Source organism: Pseudomonas mendocina (genome assembly GCA_037482215.1).
GTDB lineage: Bacteria > Pseudomonadota > Gammaproteobacteria > Pseudomonadales > Pseudomonadaceae > Aquipseudomonas > Aquipseudomonas mendocina_E.
Genome location: CP148074.1, coordinates 4698557 through 4721808, shown reverse-complemented (window position 1 = coordinate 4721808; position 23252 = coordinate 4698557). Strand labels below are relative to the sequence as shown.

Sequence of the window (23252 nt, the reverse complement as noted above, 5' to 3'; positions counted from 1 at the left end):
AATTACGGATAAAACAACAGCATCCCAAACACCACAAACAACATCATGTGCATGTAGCCCTGGATGGGGGACGTGCGCTGGCCGTTGAAGGTCTGCATGCTCAGAAACAAGGTAAGGGCAAACAGTACGGTTTCGAGGCTGCTGATGCCCATGATCACTTGTTTGCCAGTGAGCATGCCGATAATCAGCACCACTGGCACTGTCAGGCCGACGGTGGAAACAAACGCACCCAGACACAGGTTAATGGCGCGCTGCATTTCGTTGTTGAGTGCGGCTTTGACGGCAGTGATCGACTCTGGCGTGAACACGATAATCGCGATCAGAACGCCGCCTACCGCCAGCGGCATGCCTGCGGCTTCGATGCCGTAATCGGTGACTACGGCCAAGTAATGGGCCAGCAGCACAATGGGCAGAATCAGCGCCAGCAGGACGGCACTGTGGATGACCAAACCCCGCACATCCCGGTCTTTTTGACCGGAGTGAGTGCCTGAGTCTGCTTTATCCACAGGTGCCACTGACAGTGATCCTGCTTCGGGCTGGATAAAGAAGCGTCGATGGCTGCTCATTTGTTTCCACAGGAAGACGCCATACAGCACGATGGTCATTGAGCTAATGGCAGCAGCCTGTCTGAATGAGAACTCCCCGGGGATGCTGGTGAAGTTGGGCAGCACCAGCGCTACGCCAGTGAGTAGGGCGATCATCGACAGGTAGCTGGCGGTGCCTTGGGCGTTGTACTCCTGTTCATTGTGGCGAGCTGCACCGGCAATCAGGCAGATGCCCATGACCAGGTTCATGATGATCATCATCACGGCAAAAATGGAGTCGCGGCCGATGGTGGGCGTTTCGGCCGGGCCGAGCAGTACCGAGGCAATCAGGATTACCTCAATGCCCACAATTGAGAGGGTGAGGATCAGCGTGCCGTAAGGTTCCCCCAACTGTTCCGCCAGATGATCCGCCTCATGCACCACGCCGAATGAGGCAGCGAGGATGGTGATAAACAGCAGGGCAAATACCCAGCTGGCGGTTAGCGGTGTGATGGGGGCAGCGAGGATGCTGTCGCCGTAGATAAGAAACAGTGCGACAACTAGCCAGGCGCCGATCATGCGTGCCCAGGTAACCGGCGTGATGAGTCGGTTTGCAGTGTTCATGAGTTCACCTCCGTGCATGGCTTATGGGCGGCTTGCATGACGCGACGCGTGCGCGCAAACCGTTCAGTCGCGTTGGCGGAAGAAGGGAGAGTTCGGGGAAAACGTTCAGTCGCGGAAAGAGAGAAGACCATTGCAGCGTATTCCAGTTACAGGGTCGTCCCTTTGATGTGATACGTGGTCGGGGTCGTCCTCGTCCAGACTTGAGCCGTTGGCGCAAGTGGGATGAAGTTTATCACGCAGGCTTATTTTCGCACGGCACGAGGCACTGTTTCGGTGCTTATTTGAATCGGCTGCACCAGCGGAGTTCGCCTATAAAATTCACTGATCGTGCACGAAAAACGCTAATACGCTGTATTTAATCAGCTTTTTTGCATTGATTGGGTTGGCATGGCGCTTGCTCAAACCCTAATCAAGCGGAGCAGCATGGCAACGTGCTGCGAACTTGAAATGGCTGGCTAGGGTTCCGGTCCATGCAGGTGGATGACTGGTCCGAGAGCTAGCGACCTCTAGTCGAGGTTACACGGCGGGATAAAAGCCCGGGAGAGAGCTGCACCCTCATTGGTGTCGCGCTGCTCCCGCTTATATCCAACCTGACTGGAGGTTCGCATGAGCACTTGCCGCATAGTAGGAACGCTAGCCCTTTGCCTCGCCAGCCTGGTCGCTATTCCGGCCCACGCTGACCCGAAACGCTTCGATATCTGCTGGACCCTCTACGCGGGCTGGATGCCCTGGGGCTTTGCCCAGACCCAAGGGATTGTGGATAAGTGGGCCGACAAGTACGGCATCGAAATCAAAATCACCCAACTCAACGATTACATCGAGTCGATCAACCAGTACACGGTGGGTCAGTTTGATGGCTGCACCATGACCAACATGGACGCCCTGACGGTACCGGCTGCCGGTGGTGTCGACAGCACGGCGCTGATCGCGGGGAGCTACTCCAACGGCAACGACGGCATCGTGCTCAAGGGGCAGGGCAAATCCCTGGCTGATATCAAAGACCAGGATGTGCATTTGGTGCAGTTCTCCGTATCGCATTACTTGCTGGCCCGAGGGTTGGACAGCGTTGGCCTGCGCGAGCGAGATATCAAGGTGGTCAACACCTCGGATGCGGACATTGTCGGCGCCTTTTCTGCACCTCAGGTGCAAGCGGTGGTGGCGTGGAACCCGCAGCTCTCAAGCATTGCCGCTCAGTCGGAGGCCAGCCGCGTGTTTGACTCAAGCCAAGTGCCCGGAGAAATCATCGACCTGTTGGTGGTGAACACGGCAACGCTCAAGGCTAACCCTGAACTGGGTAAAGCCCTGACCGGGGCCTGGTATGAGGTCATGGCATTGATGCAGGCACAGGACGCCAATGCGCTGGGCGCTATGGCTAAGGATGCAGGCACCACCCTAGCTGATTTCCAAAGCCAGTTGAAAACCACCGCACTGATGTACACCGCTGAAGATGCACTGGCCTTTGTCAGCAGCCCCAAGCTGAGCCAGACCATGCGGCATGTGGCTGACTTCTCCTTTGATAAGGGCTTGCTCGGTGAAGGGGCCCGCAGCGCCGATGCCATCGGTGTTGAGCTGGCCGATGGTGCAGTCAATGGCGACCCTCAAAACATCAAGCTGCGTTTCGACGCGACCTACCTGCGCCAAGCCGTAAACGGCCAGCTCTGATCTCAGGAGAGCCTCTATGCGCTTTATTAGCCGTCACCCCAGCCGGGGCGGGAGCTTGCTGCTTGCGTTGCTGCCGCTGCTTCTGTTGGCGCTGGCCTACGGTACTGCCTCCAGCCTGCGGCTGGCCGAAAACCCCGGGGATCGTTTGCTGCCGAGCCTGGCGCAAATGACCGATGCGGTGGTGCGTCTGGGCTTTAGTGAAGATGCTCGCACCGGCGAATATTTGCTGTGGAGCGATACCCTCGCCAGTTTGCTGCGGTTGGGGCTCGGCCTGGGTATTGCGGCGGTGGCCAGCCTGGTGCTGGGGATCGCCGCTGGGGTCTTCCCGCTGCTGCGTGCACCTCTGTCGCCGTTGCTGGCGGTGGCGTCGATGGTGCCGCCGCTGGCGATCCTGCCGATCCTCTTTATCGTCTTTGGCCTGGATGAGTTGTCCAAGATGATGCTCATCGTCATCGGTATCACGCCGCTGCTGGCGCGGGAGCTGGAGCAACGCGCACGGGAGATTCCGTCAGAGGTGCTGATCAAGGCGCAAACCCTTGGCGCTAACAGCTGGACGCTGGTGCTGCGGGTGGTGTTGCCGCAATTGCTGGCGCGTTTATTGGTGTCGCTGCGGTTGATGCTGGGCGCGGCCTGGTTGTTCCTGATTTCGGCTGAGGCCATTTCCGCCACTGAAGGCCTGGGCTACCGCATCTTCTTGGTCCGTCGCTATATGGCGATGGATGTGATCCTGCCGTACGTGCTGTGGATAACCCTGCTGGCCTGGCTGATGGACTGGGGCCTGCGTGTGCTGCACCGGCGCTGTTTCCCTTGGTCGGAAGGAGCGCGCCCATGAGCTTTATCGAGATTCGTAATGTCTGGCAGCACTATGGCGATCAGGTGGTGTTGGAACGTCTCAACCTGAGTGTGGAAGAGGGACAGTTCTGCACCTTGGTCGGCGCCTCCGGCTGCGGTAAATCGACCTTTTTGCGCTTGTTACTGGGGCAGGAACGGCCGAGCAAAGGCACGCTGCTGTTGCAAGGCCAGTCGTTCCCCGCCGAGCCAGACGCCAGCCGTGGCGTGGTGTTCCAGCGTTATTCGGTGTTCCCGCACCTGAGTGTGCTGGATAACGTCAGCATCGGTTTGGAATTGCCCCGCTCAGCCTTCAGCGGCCGCCTGTGGGGCAACAGCAAACGTCGCGCCCGCGATGAGGCTGCGCAGATGCTGGAGAAGGTCGGCCTCGGCGCGTTTTTGCAGCGTTATCCCAGCCAGCTCTCCGGCGGCATGCAGCAACGTTTAGCGATTGCCCAGGCCTTGATCGCCCGGCCCCGTGTGTTGCTGCTGGATGAGCCCTTTGGCGCCCTCGATCCGGGTATCCGCAAAGACATGCATGCGCTGTTGCTGGAGCTGTGGCGCGACAGCGGCCTGACCGTATTTATGGTCACCCACGACCTGCCCGAAGGCTTCCATTTGGGCACCCGTTTGCTGGTGTTCGACAAGGTTCGTCACGACCCACAAGCGCCTCAGGCTTATGGCGCCCGTATTACCTATGACATCCCCCTGAATCACGACCGTTTACAGGCCCGCGCTGCACTTGCCGGGCTGCCGTCGCAGGTTCTGCAAGCCATTCAGCCACCCCCTGTGGAGATTGCCCCATGACCACCGAAGTTCTGACGCCATCCGCTGCGCTGTATGAAGAGTTAGTGCCCGGCGGCGGTCACACCTCGTTCATCCTCAAGCGCGGCCAGACCCTGCGCATCACGGATGTGCAAGGCAACGCCAATGTCAGCCTGATGCTGCTCAACGCCAACCAACCCAGTGAGCGCCTCAACCTGCCGGACACCCTCAAAGGCCAGCACACCGCGCGCCTAAGCACCGGCCACTGCCTGTACTCGGACATGGGCCGGGTGCTGGCGGCGATTACTGCCGACACCTGTGGCTGGCACGACAGCTTTGGCGGCGTGCTGAACGCGGCAGAAACCCGCGAGAAATATGGCCAGGGCCGCTATCAGGAACTGCGTAATGGCTTCTACCGCAACGGCACAGACAACCTGCTGGTGGAAATGGGCAAGTGGAACCTCGACCTGCAAGACCTGCTCATGGTGCTCAACCTCTTCAGCAAGGTCACGGTGGATGAGTCCGGCGCCTTCAGCTTTGTCCCCGGCAACGCTAAGCCCGGTGACTACATCGAGTTGCACGCGCCGATGGACAGTCTGGTGATCCTCACCGCCTTGCAGCACCCCATGGACCCGAACCCTGCCTACGCGCCGCGCCCGGTGCAACTGGCTGTGCGCGCCGAGCCGGAGGCTGATCTGGCCGTCAGCCGCAACCTGCGCCCGGAAAACGGTCGTGCCTTGCACAACACCGAACGCTTTTACCTGTAAGGAGCTGCCCCATGACCCTCACCAGTAGTGCGCTCAGCGCCGAAACCGCCCGGTTCAGTCACACCATTCCGGCCGGTGAGCCTTATCTGTTTGAAGTCAAAGCCGGACAAACCGTGCGTTTGCTTGATCTGGAAGGTAATCAGGCAATCGACACGCTGTTCTACAGCGCCAGCAATCCCCGTGAGCGCTACGACCCGCAGCGCACCCTGCGTCGCCAGAAAAACGCCTACTTATCCACCGGTAGCGTGCTGTATTCCAACCTGGGCCAGCCGCTGCTGACCATCGTTGCCGACACCTGTGGCCGGCACGACACCTTAGGCGGCGCTTGTGCGCAAGAGAGCAACACCGTGCGCTACGCCCACGACAAACGCCACAGTTGCCGCGACAACTTCCTCTGCGCTTGCCTGCATGACGGCCGCCTGAACAAGCGCGACATCGGCGCCAACATCAACTTCTTCATGAACGTGCCCGTCACCCCAGAAGGCGGCCTGACCTTCGAGGACGGCATCTCCGCGCCCGGTAAATACGTGGAGCTGAAGGCGCACCAAGACGTGGTCGTACTGATCTCCAATTGCCCACAACTGAACAACCCCTGTAACGGCTGGAACCCAACCCCGGCGCAGGTGCTGGTATGGGATTGAGGCGAACGCCTCGCAGCTTTTGATCTGGCGCTGACAGCGCGCTGCCCCGTGGACGACCACGGTGTGCTTTCACCTCGCGGGACGGCCCGCAACCGGGAAACACAGAGATGATCGACACCCTGCTTATCGCCAATCGCGGCGCCATCGCCTGCCGCGTGTTGCGCACCCTGCACTCAATGCAGATCAAAGGCGTCAGTGTGTACGCCGAAGCCGATGTCGCCAGCCTGCATGTGCAGCAGGCCGATCAGGCCATCAGCCTGGGCGAAGGCCCGGCAGCTCAGACCTATCTGGTTGTGGATAAGATTCTCGCCGCCGCCCGTGACAGCGGCGCCCAAGCGATCCATCCCGGCTATGGCTTTCTGTCTGAAAACGCCGCCTTTGCCGAAGCCTGCGAAGCCGCAGGGATTGCCTTTGTCGGCCCGACGCCTGAGCAGCTAAGGGTGTTCGGCCTCAAACACACCGCCCGCGCCCTGGCCAAACAACAAGGTGTCCCGCTGCTGGAAGGCACCGAACTGCTCGACGACCTTGCCGCAGCGCTGAACGCAGCAGAGCAGGTGGGCTACCCGGTGATGCTGAAAATCACCGCAGGCGGTGGCGGTATCGGCATGCGTGTGTGCCGCTCAGCTCAGGAGCTGAGCGAAGCCTTCGACACGGTGCGGCGTCTGGGCCAGAACAACTTCAGCGACGCCGGTGTGTTTATCGAGAAATACATCGAGCGTGCCCGCCACCTGGAAGTACAGGTGTTTGGTGACGGTGAGGGTGAGGTCATTGCCCTCGGCGTGCGCGATTGCTCAGTGCAGCGGCGCAACCAGAAGGTTTTGGAAGAAACCCCTGCACCGAACCTGCCAGACGGGATGGAAGAGGCGCTGTGTGCGGCGGCGATCAAGCTGGCCCGCGCCGTCAATTACCGCAGCGCAGGCACCGTGGAGTTTGTCTACGACACTCAGGGCGAACACTTTTACTTTCTTGAAGTGAACACCCGCTTGCAGGTTGAGCATGGCGTTACCGAGCAAGTCTGGGGTGTGGATTTGGTGCGCTGGATGGTCGAGCTGGCCGCTGGCACCTTGCCGCCGCTGAGCGAGCTGGCGGCGCAGGTGCAACCGCATGGCCATGCGATTCAAGCGCGGGTGTATGCGGAAGATCCGGGCCGGGACTTTCAGCCCAGCCCCGGCCTGCTCACCGCAGTGGCCTTTGCGCCTGCGGACGGCCAGCGCCTGCGTATCGACACATGGGTGGAAGCGGGGTGTGAAATCCCGCCGTACTTTGACCCGATGATTGCCAAGTTCATCAGCTGGGCTGACACCCGCGAGCAAGCCCGTCTGGCGCTGGATGCAGCGCTTAAAGACAGCCTGCTGTATGGCGTGGAAACCAACCAAGGCTACCTGCGGCAGATATTGGCGGATGCACCGTTCACCAGCGGCCAGCCTTGGACGCGCTGTTTGGAAGGATTGCACTACCGCGCCGCGACCTTTGAGGTGATCAGCGCGGGCACGCAAACCACTGTGCAGGATGTGCCCGGGCGTCTCGGCTACTGGGCCGTTGGTGTGCCGCCCTCCGGGCCAATGGATGACCGTGCGTTGCGTTTGGGCAACCGCTTGTTGGGCAATGCGCAGGACGCGGCGGGTTTAGAAATCACCATGAGCGGCCCGACCCTGCGCTTTAACACCGATGCGGTGGTGGCGGTGACCGGAGCGCCTATTCCGCTGCGTTTAAACGGCGAAGCGCAGCCGCTGAATACCGCACTGTTTGTCCCCGCTGGCAGCACCTTGACGCTCGGCACCATCGCATCAGCCGGTGCGCGCAGCTATCTGAGCATTCGCGGGGGTGTGCAAGTGCCGGATTATCTCGGCAGCAAAAGTACTTTTACCCTCGGTCAGTTTGGCGGCCATGGCGGTCGTGCTCTGCGTGCTGGTGATGTACTGCACTTGCTGGCGCTGGAGCAATCCGAAGCAGGCGCAACACTGCCTGTCGCGCTGCACACGGCATTACCTGCGGTACGCCAACTCAGGGTGATCTACGGCCCTCACGGCGCGCCGGAATACTTCAGCCCGGCCTATATCGACACCTTCTTCAGCACTGACTGGGAAGTGCACTTCAACTCCAGCCGCACCGGCGTGCGTTTGATTGGGCCTAAACCCGAGTGGGTGCGTGACAGCGGTGGTGAGGCGGGTCTGCATCCGTCCAATATCCACGACAACCCGTACGCCATTGGTGCGGTGGACTTTACCGGCGATATGCCGGTAATCCTTGGTCCGGACGGCCCTAGCCTTGGCGGCTTTGTCTGCCCGGTGACGGTGATCGAGGCTGATCTGTGGCAACTGGGTCAACTCAAAGCCGGGGATAAGGTGCGCTTTGTGCCTGTGGATATCTCTACAGCGCGCGCGCTGGCCGCGGCGCGGCTGGACGAGGTGGCTAATCTGGCTCCGGTCACTGTGGCTTGGCAGCCCGCTGAACGGCTATCGCCGGTTGTGCTGGATATTGGTCAGGACGACAGCCGTTTAGTCGCTCGCCTGTCGGGCGACACCCATCTGCTGTTGGAAATCGGCGCGCCGGAGCTGGATCTGGTCCTACGCTTCCGTGCCCATGCGCTGATGCAGGCACTGCAGGCCAAGGCACTGGCTGGGGTGATCGACCTGACGCCGGGCATCCGCTCGCTGCAAGTGCATTACCAGCCCCAGGTGCTGGCGCTGCAAGCGTTGCTGGCTGCCATTGCTGAGTTGTGGGACGACGTGTGCAGCGCAGCGGACTTAAGCGTGCCGTCGCGTATCGTTTATCTGCCGTTGTCATGGGACGACCCGGCCTGCCAGCTGGCGATCCAGAAGTACATGACCACCGTGCGTAAAGACGCGCCTTGGTGCCCGAGCAACCTGGAGTTTATCCGTCGCATCAACGACCTCAGCGACCTCGACGCGGTGCAGCGCACAGTGTTTGAGGCCCGCTATCTGGTCATGGGCTTGGGCGATGTTTACTTAGGTGCGCCGGTGGCCACGCCGCTGGACCCGCGTCACCGTTTGGTCACCACCAAATACAACCCGGCCCGCACTTGGACCGCTGAAAACTCAGTGGGCATCGGTGGCGCCTATATGTGCGTGTACGGCATGGAAGGGCCGGGCGGTTATCAGTTTGTCGGGCGCACCTTGCAGATGTGGAACCGCTACCGCGCAGTCGAAGCGTTTGCTGGCAAGCCGTGGCTGCTGCGCTTTTTTGATCAGATTCGCTTCTACCCGGTCAGCGCCGAGGAGTTGCTGCAGATTCGCCGCGACTTCCCACTGGGCCGGTATCCCCTGCAAATCGAAGACAGTCACCTCAATTTGGCTGAGTACCAAGCCTTTCTCAGCCGCGAGAGTGACGGCATCGAGGCCTTCCGCCAGCAGCAGCGGGCCGCCTTCGATGCTGAACGCCAACGCTGGATCGCCAACGGTCAGGCCAATTTCGACAGCGAAGAGGTGGCCGCCGACCAAGGTGATGAAGCGCCACTGGCTGCCGGACAGCACGCCATCGAAAGCCATATCGCCGGCAACCTCTGGCAGGTGCAGGTGGAAGTGGGTCAGGCCGTTAACGCCGGAGAGGCGCTGGTGATTCTGGAGTCGATGAAGATGGAAATCGCCGTGGATGCGCCCTTTGCCGGGGTGGTTCGTGAGATACGGGTACAACCCGGTTCGCCGGTGCGTGCCGGGCAGTGTGTTGTTGTGATTGAAGAGCTTGAGGAGGCTGGCCATGCTGCATAAATACGATCTTCGTCTGAGTGCCTTGGCGGCGAGCTACGCCTCGGGCGCGTTCACCCCACGTCAGTTGCTCAGCCAATTACGCGAGCAGGCTCTGGCGCTTAATCCCGAATTCAATCTGTTTATCCATGTTCTCAGCGACGCTGAGCTGGAGCCTTATCTGGCTGCGCTTGAAGGTCGTGACCCGGCTGATCTGCCGCTGTACGGCGTGCCCTTTGCGATCAAGGACAACATCGACCTGGCTGGGATTCCCACTACCGCTGCCTGCCCAGCCTTTGCCTATGTGCCGCAGCAGAGTGCAACGTTGGTTGAACAGTTGATTGCCCTAGGTGCGGTGCCGGTTGGTAAGACCAATCTCGATCAATTCGCCACTGGCCTTAACGGCACCCGCTCGCCCTATGGCGCCTGCCGCAACAGCGTGCACCCGGATTATCCGTCCGGCGGCTCCAGCGCGGGTTCGTCGCTGGCGGTCGCGCTGGGGGTGGCCAGCTTTGCCTTGGGCACGGACACCGCTGGCAGCGGGCGAGTACCGGCGGCGCTTAACAATCTGGTTGGGCTCAAGGCAAGCAAGGGCTTGTTATCCACAGCTGGCGTAGTGCCTGCCTGTCGCACTTTGGATTGCACCACCTTCTTTACTGCCACCGCCGCTGAAGCCAGCCATTTGCTGGCGCTGACGGCACGGCTTGATCCGCGAGATGCATACAGCCGCGCCAACCCGCAGTGGAACGACGCCAGCGCGTTCGGTCGACCCCATGCGGGCTTTCGCTTTGGCGTGCCGCGCCAGCTGGAGTTTTTTGGCTGCACAGAAAGCCCGGCGCTGTTTGCCCAGGCTGTGGATTATTTGCGTGAGTTGGGCGGTGAGCCGGTGGAGATCGACTTTGCGCCATTCCTTGAAGCCGCCCGCCTGCTCTATGAGGGCCCGTGGGTGGCGGAGCGCTACAGCGTGGCGGGTGAGTTGATCGAGCAGCAGCCCGACGCAGTATTGCCAGTGATTCAAGAGGTACTGCGTAAAGCGCCGGGGGCGACAGCGGTCGAGGCCTTCCGCGCTCAGTACCGTTTGCAGGCGCTAAAAGCCATATGCGATCAGCTAATGGCTGAGCTGGACTGCGTGTTGACCCCGGCCTATCCGCGCCCGGTGACGCTGGCTGAGCTGGCGGCGGAACCGGTTAAGCGCAATGCCGATCTGGGCTGGTACACCAATTTTATGAACCTGCTGGATTACGCTGCCGTGGCCGTGCCCAGCGCCTTTATGGGCAACGGCCTGCCGTGGGGTGTGACCCTGTTTGGGCGGGCCTTTACTGATCAGTGGCTACTCGGCCTGGCCGACGCCCTGCAACGCCTGCATGGTTTGCCACTGGCCGGTGAGCGGCAGTTCAACAGCCCGGCCCCACTCAATCTGGCCCGTAATGACCGCGCCCGTGTGGTGGTGTGCGGGGCTCATTTGGATGGTTTGGTGCTGAACTGGCAATTGCGCAATCGCGGTGCGCGTTTGTTGCGCAAAACCACCACTGCAGCGGCATACCGTCTGTATGCCTTGGCCGGTGGTCCGCCGCAGCGTCCCGGTTTGCAGCGTGTGGCAGCGGATGGTGTGGCGATTGAGGTGGAAGTATGGGAGTTGCCTTCGGCTGAATTAGGCTCGTTCCTAACCGGCATTCCGGCGCCGCTAGGCCTCGGCAAAGTGGAGCTGGCCGATGGCAGTTGGGAAACCAGCTTTATCTGCGAAAGCTACGCACTGAAAAGCGCGGAAGACATCAGCCGGTACGGTGGCTGGCGGGCCTATCTGGCACGATAAGCCGCCACCGCTGCTGTGGATAACCGCAAGGCACGGTTATCCACAGCACGCCGAGTGTTTGGCTAGCCTCTTAAGGCAGTTTGGCGATTACTTTGATCTCAAAGTCGAAGCCATACAGCCAGGTCACGCCCACAGCGGTCAGGGTCGGGTGCGGCGCCTGGCCCCAATATTCCGGCACGATCTGCCAGATGCGTTCGAATGTGGCCTGTGGATCGACCATAAATACCGTTACGTCGACCACATCATCAAAGCTGCAACCGGCCTCCTTGAGGATTGCATTGAGGTTGTCGAAGGCGCGACGGACTTGATCTTCAAGATTCGGCTCGGGTGAACCATCCTCACGGCTGCCCACCTGACCTGAGACAAACACAAAGCCGTTGCTACGAATCGCCGGTGAGTAGCGGTTGCGCTCGTACAACGCTTGCCGGCCTGCTGGGAACACCACATCACGTACTGTCATCACGATCTCCATCTGGGCCTGTCGGCCCGTTGATTGCGCGTTATTTGCGATGGAGAAACTGTAGAAACCCACGTCTTGTGGATAAACCAGCAACTTTGTTCATAACTGTTTGTAGAATCCAAACAATCAACCCGATCTGGAACGGACCATGGACCGCTTCGACGCAATGCAGGCCTTCGCCCGCGTGGTGGAAACCGGCAGCTTCACCAAGGCCGCCGAGAGCTTGCACATGAGCAAGACCAGCGTGACCCAGCTGGTGCAGCAACTGGAGGCGCGGCTGCGGGTGCGCTTGCTCAACCGCACCACACGCAAGGTCAACGTCACCGCTGATGGTGCGGCGTATTACGAGCGGGTGATCCGCCTGCTGGATGATCTGGACGACGCCGAAACCAGCCTGTCCTACGCGGCTACCCAGCCTCGTGGACGCCTGCGTATTGATGTGCCCAGTCCGCTGGCGCGGCTGGTGCTGATCCCGGCGCTGCCTGAGTTTTATGCACGCTACCCGGATATTCAGCTGGACATGGGTGTTAGCGACCGGGTTGTCGACATCATCAGCGAGAACGTCGACTGCGTGATCCGCGGCGGCGAAATCCGCGAGCAGTCCATGGTGGCTCGGCAGGTGGGGAGTTTGCAGCTCGGTGTGTATGCAGCACCTGCCTATCTGCAACGCAGCGGCATCCCGGCGCATCCCGGCGAGGTGGAACACGGCTCGCATCGGGTGGTGAATTTTGTCAGCTCGCGCACGCGCCAACCGATGTTTTACCGCCTCAGTCGCGCGGGTGAGCAGCTCAGCCTGCAAGGCCGCCAGGCGCTGACGGTGGATGACGGCAACGCCTATATCGCTGCCTGTGTGGCCGGTTTGGGCATCGCCGCGCTGCCGGACTATATGGCCCGCTCACATCTGGATAATGGCGAGCTGGTGCAGCTGTTTACGGACTGGTCGCTGGAGCCGATGCCACTGTATTTGGCTTACCCACCGAATCGCCATGTCAGCGCCAAGTTACGTGTATTTATTGACTGGGTGGTGGCGCTTTTATCAGCTCGGCAGGGATTTGGTTTGGGTTAGGCGTGAGCCGCTCCAACTGCGGGCACGCCCAATCCACAAAGGCTTTGACCCGTGGCGACAGTTGTAGGGAGTGTGGGTAAACCAGCTGGATCGGTAAGTCCTCCGGCTCAAACGCCTGCAGGACTCGGATCAGTCGGCCATCTGCCAGTTCATCCGCGACCTGATAGTGCATCAGCCGGGCAATGCCCAAACCCTGCACGCAAGCCAAGCTGGCGGCGCGTACTTGTGAGCACACCAGTCTTGGGGTGATCTCTTGCGCCCATTCCTGCTCATCATCGCGGAAGTACCACTGCCGGCCTTGGGCGCTGGTGCTGATGCAATGGTGTTCCCGCAGCTCTGATGGATGCTCAATGGCTGGGGCGCTGCGCAAGTAGTCCGGGCTGGCGCAAGTAACCAGACGGGTGCGGCTAACTTGCCTCGCCACCAGCCCGGAGTCCGGAAGGTGGCCGATGCGCAGGGCCAGATCGAGGCGCTCATCCAGCAGCGGCATGATCTGATCATTCAAGTTCAGCTCAATCCGCATAGCTGGGTGTTCTTTCAGGAAGCTGTTCACCAGCGGCGCGACATGGCGAGAGCCGAACTCCACCGGCGCAGTGATCCGCAACTGGCCGCGTACGCTACCGTCGTGGCCCGCCAGACGATGCTCCATCTCATCAAAGTCAGCCAGCATGCGCCGCCCCCAGGCTAGGTACTCCTTGCCCTCGTCGGTTAGGGCCATGCTGCGGGTTGTGCGATTGAGCAAACGCACGCCCAGGTACTTTTCCAGTGCTGCCAGCGAGCGCACCAGCGAGGCCAGTGATTGGCCGCTGGCATCGGCAGCGGCGCTGAGGCTGCCGCTGTCAACGATGCGGACGAAATTGGCGATTGCTTTGAGCCGGTCCATAGTCCACTTCCGGATTAGTGCGATTGGCGCACAGGTGATGTCAGCTTAGGGGTATAGGTGAAACGTGCGTGGGCCGTGACACTGGCCAAACAGACATTCCACCGGAGATCGCCAACATGAGCGCCCTGCAAAACCCCGCCAGGATCTTTGCATACGACCATATCGGGATTCGCGTCAGCGACAAACAGCGGGCACTGGATTTTTATCAGGCCCTCGGTTTTGTCGAAAGCGCAAATTTCCCCCTGTACGAGGCCAACGAGATGCTCACCCCAGATGGGGTGCGAATCAACCTGATCTTCAACGGCACGCGTATGCCCGATGCCCACAATCCGTTGCTGGACGCACCGGTCAAGCTGCCGGGCATCACCCATCCTGCGTTCGTGGTCGATGATCTTCAGGCGCTGCAGACGTGGCTGGGCGAGCAGGGCATCCGCATCACCGAAGGCCCGCATCCGATAGGCCCCAGGCGCATTGCCCTGTTTATACGCGACCCCGATGGAAATGTTCTGGAGTTCAACCAACTCATCAACGGAGAACACCCATGAAACTGTACGACCTGGAACCTTCCGGTAACTGCTACAAAGTCCGTCTGTTTGCCGCGCTGGCCAATATCAAGCTTGAGATTGTGCCGGTGGATTTTCTCGGTGGTGAACATAAGCGGGCACCGCTGTTGGATCTGAATCCGCTGGCGCAACTGCCGATTCTGGTGGATGGCAAGCAGGTGATTTATGACTCGCACGCCATTCTGGTGTACCTGGCTGGTGCCCATGGCGGGCTGGCCTGGTGGCCGGCGCATCCGTTTGGCCAAGCCGAGATTGTTAAGTGGCTGTCCTTTTCCGCCAACGAAATTCAGCACAGCGTCTGCGCTGCGCGTTTGGTGCAGAAGTTTGGTTATGCCCTTGATTACGATGCGGCGGTGGAAAAGTCTCCACGCGTGCTGTCTGTCCTTGATCAGCACCTGAAAGCCAACGAGTGGCTCGCCATCGGCCGTCCTTCGATTGCCGATTGCGCGGTCTATCCCTATGTCGTACTGGCCCATGAAGGTGGTGTGGATATCTCGGGCTACCCGCACATCGCTCAGTGGATAAACCGTATCGAAGCTTTACCGGGCTATTTGCCTAAGCCCTGAGTCGGGCGATTTAGCTGGCCCACGAACGCCGCCACGTTCGCTGGCTGGGTCTGCTAGGCTGCTGTTTCTTCACGGATAACCAGCCTTTGCTATGCACCAACAGCTACTCGCCATTCTTGCCGCCGACCCGATGCGTATGGCCGTTCTACGCCAGGTAAAAGCGTTGGGCCTACCGGATTGCTGGGTGGCGGCCGGGTGTGTACGCAATGCGGTCTGGGATCAATTGCACCAGTTGCCCATCAGCACGCCACTGGCGGATATCGACGTGATTTGGTTCGACCCTGATCAGGCCAGTGCCGAAGTCGATGCCCGGTTTGAACAGGCGTTGCAGCAGATGGACAGCCGCCACAACTGGTCGGTGAAGAATCAGGCCCGCATGCACCTAGGCAATGCTGATCAGCCCTATACCAGCTCCACCGACGCCATGTGCTACTGGCCGGAAACTGCCACGGCTGTTGCGGTACGTTTGGGCGTGGATGAGCAGATCGAAATAGCAGCGCCTTACGGCCTGGGCGACCTGTTTAACCTGATCGTCCGCCCAACCGCGAAATTCGCCGCAGAAAAGCAGCCGATTTATACACAGCGCCAGCGTTCCAAGAACTGGGCGGCGATATGGCCGCAGCTGCGCTTTGCTGAGGGCTGATCATCTGGGTTGGTTAAACGACATAATAAACAGTTCACAATTCCTCATGATCGTGAGGATTATCGCGTGTTTTCGACGAATTACATTTAAATCCTCACGATCATGAGGATTATTTGATAAATACGGGTTTTTCGCTAAAATCCTCACAGTCATGCGGATTTTTATCCGCCAAGCTCCTGTGAGGCGTCCGAATGAAGTTCGAAATAGATTCAGCAGAGCAAATGGGCATGCTCATCCGCGCTAGCCGTAAAGCCATGCAGCTCCGCCAGGATGATGCAGCGGGCGTCCTGGGTGTATCAGAGAATTTCCTTGGCAAGGTTGAGCGAGGCGGGGAAACCGTCCAGTGGGGCAAGCTGCTTCAGGTTATGCAGGGTCTTGGCCTCACCGTTAGCGTCGAGGCACCTGCGATCTTGGCGGATGAAATTCGTGACGTTCTGGCACAGAGCAGCAATAGGAAAACCGCTAAAACGCGCAGGAGCGCTGAGTGATGGAGCGCTTATTGAATGTCTGGATCAATCAGTCACTGGTTGGTGTTCTGCGTGAAAACAATGGACTCTGGGCATTCGGCTACAGCGCGCAGTGGTTGAGAGGCGCCTCGGCCTATCCGCTATGCCCGCTATTGCCATTACAGGAAGAAGAGCATCTGGATGGAGCCAGCATCCGTCCTGTGCAGTGGTATTTCGACAACCTGCTGCCCGAGGAAGGGCAACGGCGGCTGATTGCTGAGGCAGCAGGTTCTACCGTCGAGGATGCGTTTGCTTTATTGCAGCATTTTGGTGCTGAGTCAGCGGGCTCGCTGACCCTCCTGCCTCCAGAGCAGACTCCGCCACCCGGGCAGGTTCTGGAGCTGCCTGCCAGTGTACTGTCAGAGCGAATCAAGGCGATGCCTAAGGTGGCGTTGGCACAGCAGTCGGCTAAGAAAATGTCGTTGGCCGGGGCGCAGCACAAAGTCGCTGTCATATACCGGGATGGCCAACTGTTTGAGCCGCTGGGGAATGAGCCTTCGACTCACATTCTTAAGCCAGATCATCCTGATGGAGCGTGGGCACACTCAGTGATTAATGAGTGGTTTGTGATGACTTTGGCCAAGCGGGTCGGGCTGCCAGTGCCCGATGTGCATCGCTTGTATGTGCCTCAGCCGGTTTATCTGATTGAACGCTTTGATCGCCAGCTCACGGCAGAGGGTTGGAGCCGTCTCCACTGCATCGATGCCTGTCAGTTGGACGGATTGGCTGCGACGTTTAAGTACAGCGCCGGTAGTGTCGAGAAAATCTCAGCGTTGGCTGATCAGTGCCGTCCCACTGTTGTTGCCAGGCTGCGCTTGTTTCAATGGCTGATTTTTAATGTCTTGGTGGGAAATGAGGACGCTCACCTCAAGAACCTCAGCTTTCTGTTGAGTGGTAAGGACGTAAGCCTGTCGCCGTTCTATGACCTGCTGTGCACAGCGGTCTACGGCACCCGCGCATTTGACCAGAATAAGTGGCCCGAGCAGGCTGAGATGGCCTGGCCAGTTCTGGGCGTTAAACACCTAAGCCAGATCGGCGTAGCGTTGCTGGTAGAGGCTGCCGAGGTAATGGGCATCAAGCCTGCAACAGCCAGAGAACACATCCGCAAACTGGTGGATGCGGTGAGTGTGAAGGCTGAACAGTTATTGGATGCAGTGGTGCAAAACAATGCCCAATTGCGTGAAGGCAGGCCGGAGCTGGCGAGTACGCTTGCGGGTGAGGTACGTCTTTTAAGGAGTATTAACGCCATTGTGATCAGGGAAATGACGGCACATTTGCGCATAGGCCTTTAGCGTAAATCACTGCTGTTAAAAGCAGGCGCCCGTACTGAGCTCGGGCGCCACTCCCTGCTTACTCTTCCAGCGCAGCCAGCACCGTGCGCAACCGCTCTACTGTCGCCGCGCTACAGCTTTGCATCGGTTCACGCAGCTCCGGGGTGATCAGCCCTTGCAGCGCTAACGCGGCTTTGACTGCAGCGGGGTTGGGCTCGGCAAAGGCGGCCTGCATCCACGGCATCAGGCGGTAGAAGGTATGCCGGGCAGCACCCAGTTGCCCACTTTCGACCTGCTGCTGCATCTGCACATAAAGGTCGGCGCGGATATGCGCGCTGGCGGAGATGGCGCCGTGGCCGCCCAGGCACAGGTTGTTGAAGATGTACAGGTCTTCCCCGGCGAGCACTTCGACATCGCCATCGGCAATGAGCGTCATCGTCGTTTCCGCATCGCCGCCACAATCTTTGATCGCTTTGATATTCGGGTGGCGGACGATGCGGCGCAGGGTTTCGCGCTCAATGCGGACGCCGGTGCGGTAAGGAATGTCGTAGACCACCAGCGGCACGCTGGCCGCGTCAGCGACGGTGTTGAAGAAGGCTTCGATGCTTTGTTGAGAGGGACGGATGTAATAGGGCGCAGGTGTCAGCAGTCCGGCAATCGGGCGCTGTTGAATCTCCTGCTGGAAGGCCAGCAGTTCGCGCAGGTTATTGCCCGCTAGCCCCATGATCACCTGTTGTCCCGGTACCTGCTGCAATACTGCATCCAGCACAGCCAGTTGCTCGGCGTGGCTCAGTGCGGCGGCTTCGCCGGTAGTTCCACACACCACGAAACCGGCAACGCCTTCGGCGGCCAGCTTGTTGACCAGATTGCGCAGGGCCGGGAAGTCGATTTCACCTGAGCGAAACGGTGTGGCCAACGCCACCCAAATACCACGAAAAGACATGCAAGTACTCCTGTTACTGACCGTCAGGTCGCCATCAGAAGGGAGTGAACTTGAAAGAGAAGGTCGGTAAACCCAGCGCCATCTGTCCAGTCAGCCCATCTGACGGGACAGTGCCCCGGTCAAATGAGCGACTGTTTCTTGGATTTCTTGGCAACGACGACGCACGCGCAAACCTGGGCAAAGAAGCCCGGCTGTGCTGGCGAGTGGTCGTGGGTGTGGAGCATGGGATGTCCGTTGCGCAAGTCGTGCGGCAGATAGTGCGCAGCGTGTGGCTGACTGTCAACCGGGTTTTCTAAGACATTCGCGAGCAAATCTGATCAATGACAGACGATCTTCGGCGATTTTTGCTGATCATACGGTATGACCGTGTAAAATCCCGCGCCCCAAAAAGCAGGAGATAACACGTTGGCAATTCACTACTCCGCAAACCAAGAGGGTGTTGCATGCGGTCGCTCAGGAGCGAGCCTTGAGATGACGCAGGTTGAGGCTGAGGTTTCGTGCAAGCTGTGCCTCCGTTCCCTTGAGAAGAAGGCCGTTGAGCCGGTGCGTAAGACCCCGAGCTTGGCTGATCTGAGAGCGGCAGCCAAAGCCGAGAAAGCCGCAGCTGCTGAGGCCGCTGCCGCTGTTGAAGCGAAGCCGAGCCGCACTACGCCGGTGGAAAAAGTCGCTGCTGATAAGGCCGCAAGTACACCGAGCAAAAAATCTGCCCGTGCTGAATGGCAGGCGCGTCTGGCTCAATTGCCGGGGCGTAATCGTTTGCCTCGGGGCGCTTCGCGTCAGTCGTTTATCTGATGCTTACGTGGAGTGCTCTAGCGGCGCTCTGCTGATTTATCCACAGCCGGTCCGGCTTTCACACAGCGCCGGCCTGTGGATAAGCAAACTCATGGATGCTTATCTGCGCTTGAATGTGAGTTCAGCCCACGCTGTTGCAAATCATGGTTTGCATCAGGATTGTCGGGTCACTGTCCAGCGGCTCCCACTCGTCGATGAAGGCGAATCCCTGTTTCTGATAGAAACCTACCGCCCGGTGATTGTCGGGTGAGACCTCCAGATAAACCCGCTTGTGCTGCTTCTGGATCGCATCGCGCGTAACTGACTCAACTAACCGGGCGGCCACGTCGGAGCCTCGTCGTTGCGGCTCAACCCACATGGCGATCAATGTGTAGCGATCTGCTGCGCTGATGAGGCTTCCCACCAAGCCGACAGCCTCGTCGTCTTCTACCGCTAGCCAGAACCTTCTGTGAGCTGTTGCGGTTGCGAGGGCTTGCCACTGTTCATCGCTCAGGTTTGAGGCGCTCTGATAGGTCACGGCAAATGCGTTTGGGCTGTCTTTAAGCGCGTTGAGGCGTACAGCTTTAAGTAGGCGCCAGTCCGTGGTGCGTGCGGGTCGTATGTCCATGCTCAAGCGTGTCGTAGGCAAATGCCAAGCGTACTGGCCCCGCGAACGGGGATGACATTTAAATCGGTCGAACGGTAGGTGGCCCGCTGCTATCTTGTTTGCCCATAGGATGCACCGTCCAAGGAACCGGAGCCTGCACATGCCTGAGTTGTTCCAACGCCACCGCGTCATCATCCTGACCCTGCTTATCGTGCTGGGGCTGATCATCAGCATGTGGCTGGCCGGGCGCTATGCCGAGCAGCGCGCTTGGCAGGAGCGTAGTCAGGAGGCGCAAGGGCAGCTGCAGCTCTACAGCCAGTCAATTCACACCCTGTTGGACCGTTATCGCGCCTTGCCTAAGGTGCTGGCGCTGGACAGTGATATCCGCACGTTGCTGCGCTCAAAGGATGATCCGATTCTGCTGGACACCCTCAACAAGCGCCTAGAGCAGCTCAACGCTGTGGCCGGTTCGAGTGTGTTGTACCTGCTCGACACGCAAGGCAAGGCATTGGTGGCCAGTAACTGGCGGGACTGGAGCAGTTTTGTCGGTAACCGCTATGCCTTTCGCCCGTATTTCCAGAATGCGCTGCGCGAAGGTCACGGCCAGTACTTCGCCGTGGGGGTAACTACCGGGATTCCCGGTTATTTCTTAGCCCATGCGGTGCAGGACTTGGACGGAACCGTGCTGGGCGTAGTGGTGGTCAAGCTGGAGCTGGAGGAGTTGCAGCGCGAATGGGTCAGCCAGCCGGGCGTGCTTATGATCAGCGACAGCTACGGCGTGGCGATTCTCAGTAACCGCCCGGCCTGGCGCTTCCGCATGCTCAAAAGTCTGAGTGAGCAAGACCGAGACGAGTTGGTTGGGGTGCGCAAATACGCTGAGCAGGCCTTGCAGCCCTTATCGAGCCACGTACTGCGCACCATTACGCCTACCAGCCAGTGGCGCCGAGTCACGGGCCCGGATGGTGTGCAGGACTACCTCTGGCAGCAGCAAGACCTGGGTGATGAGGGCTGGACCCTGCATTTACTGAGCGAGCCAGGCAATCTGCTGAATACCGTACGCAGTTATCGGCTGGCCGCAGGCGGGACATGGATGACGCTGGCATTCCTGCTGCTGTATCTGGCCCAGCGCCGCAAAAATCAGCGTTTGCAGGCGGGCATCCGTGAACGTCTGGAGCAGGAGGTGGCGCTGCGTACACAGGAACTGCGTGAAGCACAGGACGGGTTGGTACATGCCGCAAAAATGGCCGCGCTGGGGCAGATGTCCGCCGCCATGGCCCATGAAATCAACCAACCGCTGACGGCCATGCGTATGCAGCTAGGCAGCCTCCATCTGCTGCTTCAGTCCGGAAGGCAAGATGAGGTAGAGCAGGGCCTCAAACGCATCGAAGAGCTGCTGCAACGCATAGCGGGCTTGACCGGCCACCTGAAAACCTTTTCCCGTAAAACCCCGGCTGGCCAGACTGAGGTGTTAATGCTGGTGGATGTGCTGGAGCAGGCCCTGCAACTGCTGGCGCCGCGTCTGCGCAGTGAACACGTTCACGTACATCGTGAAATCGACAACAACGTGCGTGTGCGAGGCGATGCGATTCGCTTGGAGCATGTGCTGGTCAACCTGCTCAACAATGCCTTAGACGCCATGGCGGATGTGGATAAGCCTCAGCTGTGGATAACCCTTCAGGTTGTCGGTGGGCAGGCGCGCTTGAGCATTGCCGATAACGGCGGCGGGCTGGATGCCCAAGCGCTGGCCCATGTATTTGAACCGTTCTTCACCACCAAACCGGTGGGGGCAGGACTGGGGCTCGGCTTGGCAGTGTCTTACGGCATCATGCGCGAGCTGGGTGGCAACCTGAATGCGGCTAATGGTGAACAGGGCGCAGTGTTTACACTGAGCTTGGCGCAAGCAGAATAAGCCGCGCGGCAGCAAAAGCTGTCGCGCCGCAACAAGGAGGTATTCATGCACACACAGGTCATCGTGGTTGATGACGAAGCGGCCATCCGCGACACCGTCCGGCAATGGCTGGAGCTGTCCGGTTTTACCGTGCAGACCTGCGCGAGTGCGCAGCAGGCGCTGGCGCTGATTGATCAGGACTATCCCGGCATTCTGATCAGCGATGTGCGCATGCCTGGCGTCGATGGCCTGCAACTGCTGGATGATGTGTTGCAGCGAGACCGTGATTTGCCGGTCATCCTCATCACCGGTCATGGCGATGTGCCGATGGCGGTGCAGGCGCTGCAGCATGGGGCCTACGACTTTATCGAGAAGCCGTTTCCGCCGGAACGTTTGCTCGACAGCGTGCGTCGCGCGCTGGATAAGCGTCGTCTGGTCTGCGAGAACCGCCAGCTGCGCCAGCAGGTCGGTCAGAAAAACAGTATCGAAGCGCATCTGCTCGGCATATCAAAGCCTATGCAGCATTTGCGTCGGCAAGTGCTGGAGCTGGCTGCAACTTCGGTCAATGTGCTGCTGCAAGGCGAAACCGGCTGCGGCAAAGAACTGGTCGCCCGCTGCCTGCACGACTTCAGCCCGCGTGCGGGCAAAGCGTTTGTGGCCCTTAACTGCGCGGCAATCCCCGAGCAGCTATTTGAAAGCGAATTGTTTGGCCATGAGAGCGGTGCTTTTACCGGTGCGCAGGGGCGGCGTATTGGCCGTATCGAACACGCTGACGGCGGCACCCTGTTTCTGGATGAAGTGGAAAGCCTGCCGCTGCCACAGCAGGCCAAACTGCTGCGTGTGTTGCAGGAGCAGTCGCTGGAGCGCCTTGGTTCAAACCGCAGTATCAACGTAGATTTGCGCGTGGTTTGCGCAGCCAAGCCAGACCTGCTGGAAGAGGTGAAAGCCGGGCGCTTCCGTGAGGATTTGTACTATCGCCTGAACGTCGCCAGCCTGCGCTTGCCGACCCTGCGTGAACGGCGTGAAGACATCCCGCTGCTGTTTGAGCATTTTGTGCAGATCGCCGCTAAGCGCCATGGCCGCGAAGTAGCTGCCTCAACGCCGGGGGAATGGACCAAGCTACAAGGCCACGACTGGCCCGGTAACGTCCGCGAACTGATCAACGCCGCCGAACGCCACGCCCTTGGCCTGAGCAGCCGTGAAGTCGCCAGCAGCAACGGACTGTCCCTGAGCGAGCAAATGGAAAACTTCGAAGCCCAATGCCTGCACCAAGCGTTGCAACAGGCCCAGGGCAACATCGCTGAAGTCATGGAACGCCTGCAGATTCCCCGCCGCACCCTTAACGAAAAGATGCAGCGCCATGGCCTGCAGCGCAGCCATTACCTGCCAGCCGGTGCCGCTGACGAGGGTGAGTAAAACCGTGGGTGCGCAGTGGTGGATGGCTTCGTCCATCCACCCTACGGGTTTTGTGGGGGCGGGTAGGGTGGATAACGCTCTTTTTATCCACCAAGCGATGGTTCGTTTTAGGTGGTCTTTCAGATGGTTTGATCGGCGGAATCTTGCCGATTGGTCTGTTTATCAACAGCAAAAATCCGCTCAATAGCCGTCTTAATATTCCCGGCGGCCCCGTAATATGGGGCTTTCAGTCTCTGGCATGGCTTCTGCTATGACCTTGGTGCTAGGCCCTCGATGGCCAGCGCGTGAACAGATAAGAAAGACAAGAGCTGACACGATTGCATGGGTGCGACTGCACCTGT

Annotated in this window: 21 protein-coding genes and 1 riboswitch; of the genes, 16 read left to right on the top strand and 5 right to left on the bottom strand. The window is 59.6% G+C overall.

Annotated elements, in window-relative coordinates; translation table 11 throughout:
* Window positions 1-2 precede the first annotated feature (2 nt).
* Complete coding sequence (locus WG219_21705; GenBank protein ID WXL25874.1) at window positions 3-1148, bottom strand: hypothetical protein; 1146 nt, start codon at window positions 1146-1148, stop codon at window positions 3-5.
* Between the two features lie 444 nt (window positions 1149-1592).
* Window positions 1593-1693: riboswitch (guanidine-I (ykkC/yxkD leader) on the top strand.
* Window positions 1694-1754: 61 nt separating this feature from the next.
* On the opposite strand from WG219_21705, the gene WG219_21700 reads away from it, so the two are divergent.
* The 7 genes from WG219_21700 (at window position 1755) to atzF (ending at window position 11328) form a co-directional block, all read left to right on the top strand.
* On the top strand, window positions 1755-2810 hold the full coding sequence (locus tag WG219_21700) for a putative urea ABC transporter substrate-binding protein (protein ID WXL25873.1): 1056 nt from the start codon (window positions 1755-1757) through the stop codon (window positions 2808-2810).
* A gap of 16 nt (window positions 2811-2826) precedes the next feature.
* Complete coding sequence (locus WG219_21695; protein ID WXL25872.1) at window positions 2827-3642, top strand: ABC transporter permease subunit; 816 nt, start codon at window positions 2827-2829, stop codon at window positions 3640-3642.
* Window positions 3639-4445, top strand: a complete 807-nt coding sequence (locus tag WG219_21690; protein WXL25871.1) for an ABC transporter ATP-binding protein — start codon at window positions 3639-3641, stop codon at window positions 4443-4445. The genes WG219_21695 and WG219_21690 overlap by 4 nt, the downstream gene beginning before the upstream one ends.
* Entirely contained in the window at window positions 4442-5170 is a 729-nt protein-coding gene (locus tag WG219_21685) for an urea amidolyase associated protein UAAP1 (protein WXL25870.1), read from the top strand. Before WG219_21690 ends, WG219_21685 begins: the two co-directional genes overlap by 4 nt.
* A gap of 11 nt (window positions 5171-5181) precedes the next feature.
* A complete protein-coding gene (locus WG219_21680; protein WXL25869.1) occupies window positions 5182-5811 on the top strand; it encodes an urea amidolyase associated protein UAAP2 in 630 nt (209 codons plus the stop codon).
* A 107-nt stretch (window positions 5812-5918) separates the two neighbouring features.
* Window positions 5919-9539, top strand: coding sequence for an urea carboxylase (gene uca, locus WG219_21675; GenBank protein ID WXL25868.1), 3621 nt, complete (start codon window positions 5919-5921; stop codon window positions 9537-9539).
* Window positions 9529-11328 (top strand): allophanate hydrolase, encoded by a 1800-nt coding sequence (gene atzF / locus WG219_21670; GenBank protein WXL25867.1) that lies wholly within the window; start codon window positions 9529-9531, stop codon window positions 11326-11328. The genes uca and atzF overlap by 11 nt, the downstream gene beginning before the upstream one ends.
* A gap of 70 nt (window positions 11329-11398) precedes the next feature.
* Here atzF and WG219_21665 read toward each other — a convergent pair whose 3' ends face one another.
* Window positions 11399-11788, bottom strand: a complete 390-nt coding sequence (locus WG219_21665) for a RidA family protein (GenBank protein ID WXL25866.1) — start codon at window positions 11786-11788, stop codon at window positions 11399-11401.
* A 148-nt stretch (window positions 11789-11936) separates the two neighbouring features.
* Here WG219_21665 and WG219_21660 point away from each other — a divergent pair, with 148 nt between their 5' ends.
* Entirely contained in the window at window positions 11937-12854 is a 918-nt protein-coding gene (locus WG219_21660) for a LysR substrate-binding domain-containing protein (protein WXL25865.1), read from the top strand.
* On the opposite strand, the gene WG219_21655 is transcribed toward WG219_21660, so the two are convergent.
* Window positions 12799-13737: a LysR family transcriptional regulator gene (locus WG219_21655; protein ID WXL25864.1), complete on the bottom strand. Its 939-nt coding sequence runs from the start codon at window positions 13735-13737 to the stop codon at window positions 12799-12801. The genes WG219_21660 and WG219_21655 overlap by 56 nt on opposite strands.
* Window positions 13738-13853: 116 nt before the next feature.
* On the opposite strand from WG219_21655, the gene WG219_21650 reads away from it, so the two are divergent.
* The 5 genes from WG219_21650 (at window position 13854) to WG219_21630 (ending at window position 17307) form a co-directional block, all read left to right on the top strand.
* On the top strand, window positions 13854-14282 hold the full coding sequence (locus tag WG219_21650) for a VOC family protein (GenBank protein WXL28072.1): 429 nt from the start codon (window positions 13854-13856) through the stop codon (window positions 14280-14282).
* Entirely contained in the window at window positions 14279-14866 is a 588-nt protein-coding gene (locus WG219_21645; GenBank protein WXL25863.1) for a glutathione S-transferase, read from the top strand. Before WG219_21650 ends, WG219_21645 begins: the two co-directional genes overlap by 4 nt.
* 91 nt (window positions 14867-14957) lie before the next feature.
* A complete protein-coding gene (locus tag WG219_21640) occupies window positions 14958-15509 on the top strand; it encodes a nucleotidyltransferase family protein (protein WXL25862.1) in 552 nt (183 codons plus the stop codon).
* Between the two features lie 191 nt (window positions 15510-15700).
* Window positions 15701-15997, top strand: coding sequence for a helix-turn-helix domain-containing protein (locus tag WG219_21635; GenBank protein ID WXL25861.1), 297 nt, complete (start codon window positions 15701-15703; stop codon window positions 15995-15997).
* Window positions 15997-17307, top strand: a complete 1311-nt coding sequence (locus tag WG219_21630; GenBank protein ID WXL25860.1) for a HipA domain-containing protein — start codon at window positions 15997-15999, stop codon at window positions 17305-17307. Before WG219_21635 ends, WG219_21630 begins: the two co-directional genes overlap by 1 nt.
* A gap of 58 nt (window positions 17308-17365) precedes the next feature.
* On the opposite strand, the gene dapA is transcribed toward WG219_21630, so the two are convergent.
* A complete protein-coding gene (gene dapA, locus WG219_21625) occupies window positions 17366-18229 on the bottom strand; it encodes a 4-hydroxy-tetrahydrodipicolinate synthase (GenBank protein WXL25859.1) in 864 nt (287 codons plus the stop codon).
* A gap of 405 nt (window positions 18230-18634) precedes the next feature.
* On the opposite strand from dapA, the gene WG219_21620 reads away from it, so the two are divergent.
* Window positions 18635-19021 carry a hypothetical protein gene (locus tag WG219_21620; protein WXL25858.1) on the top strand — a complete coding sequence of 129 codons (387 nt, stop codon included), beginning with the start codon at window positions 18635-18637 and terminating at the stop codon, window positions 19019-19021.
* Window positions 19022-19142: 121 nt separating this feature from the next.
* On the opposite strand, the gene WG219_21615 is transcribed toward WG219_21620, so the two are convergent.
* The gene (locus WG219_21615) at window positions 19143-19628 is read right to left on the bottom strand and encodes a GNAT family N-acetyltransferase (GenBank protein ID WXL25857.1); all 486 of its coding nucleotides are present in this window, start codon (window positions 19626-19628) and stop codon (window positions 19143-19145) included.
* A 139-nt stretch (window positions 19629-19767) separates the two neighbouring features.
* On the opposite strand from WG219_21615, the gene WG219_21610 reads away from it, so the two are divergent.
* Together WG219_21610 and WG219_21605 are read left to right on the top strand one after the other, a co-directional pair.
* Complete coding sequence (locus WG219_21610; GenBank protein WXL25856.1) at window positions 19768-21516, top strand: ATP-binding protein; 1749 nt, start codon at window positions 19768-19770, stop codon at window positions 21514-21516.
* 45 nt (window positions 21517-21561) lie between these two features.
* Window positions 21562-22911 (top strand): sigma-54 dependent transcriptional regulator, encoded by a 1350-nt coding sequence (locus tag WG219_21605; GenBank protein WXL25855.1) that lies wholly within the window; start codon window positions 21562-21564, stop codon window positions 22909-22911.
* Window positions 22912-23252: the final 341 nt, after the last annotated feature.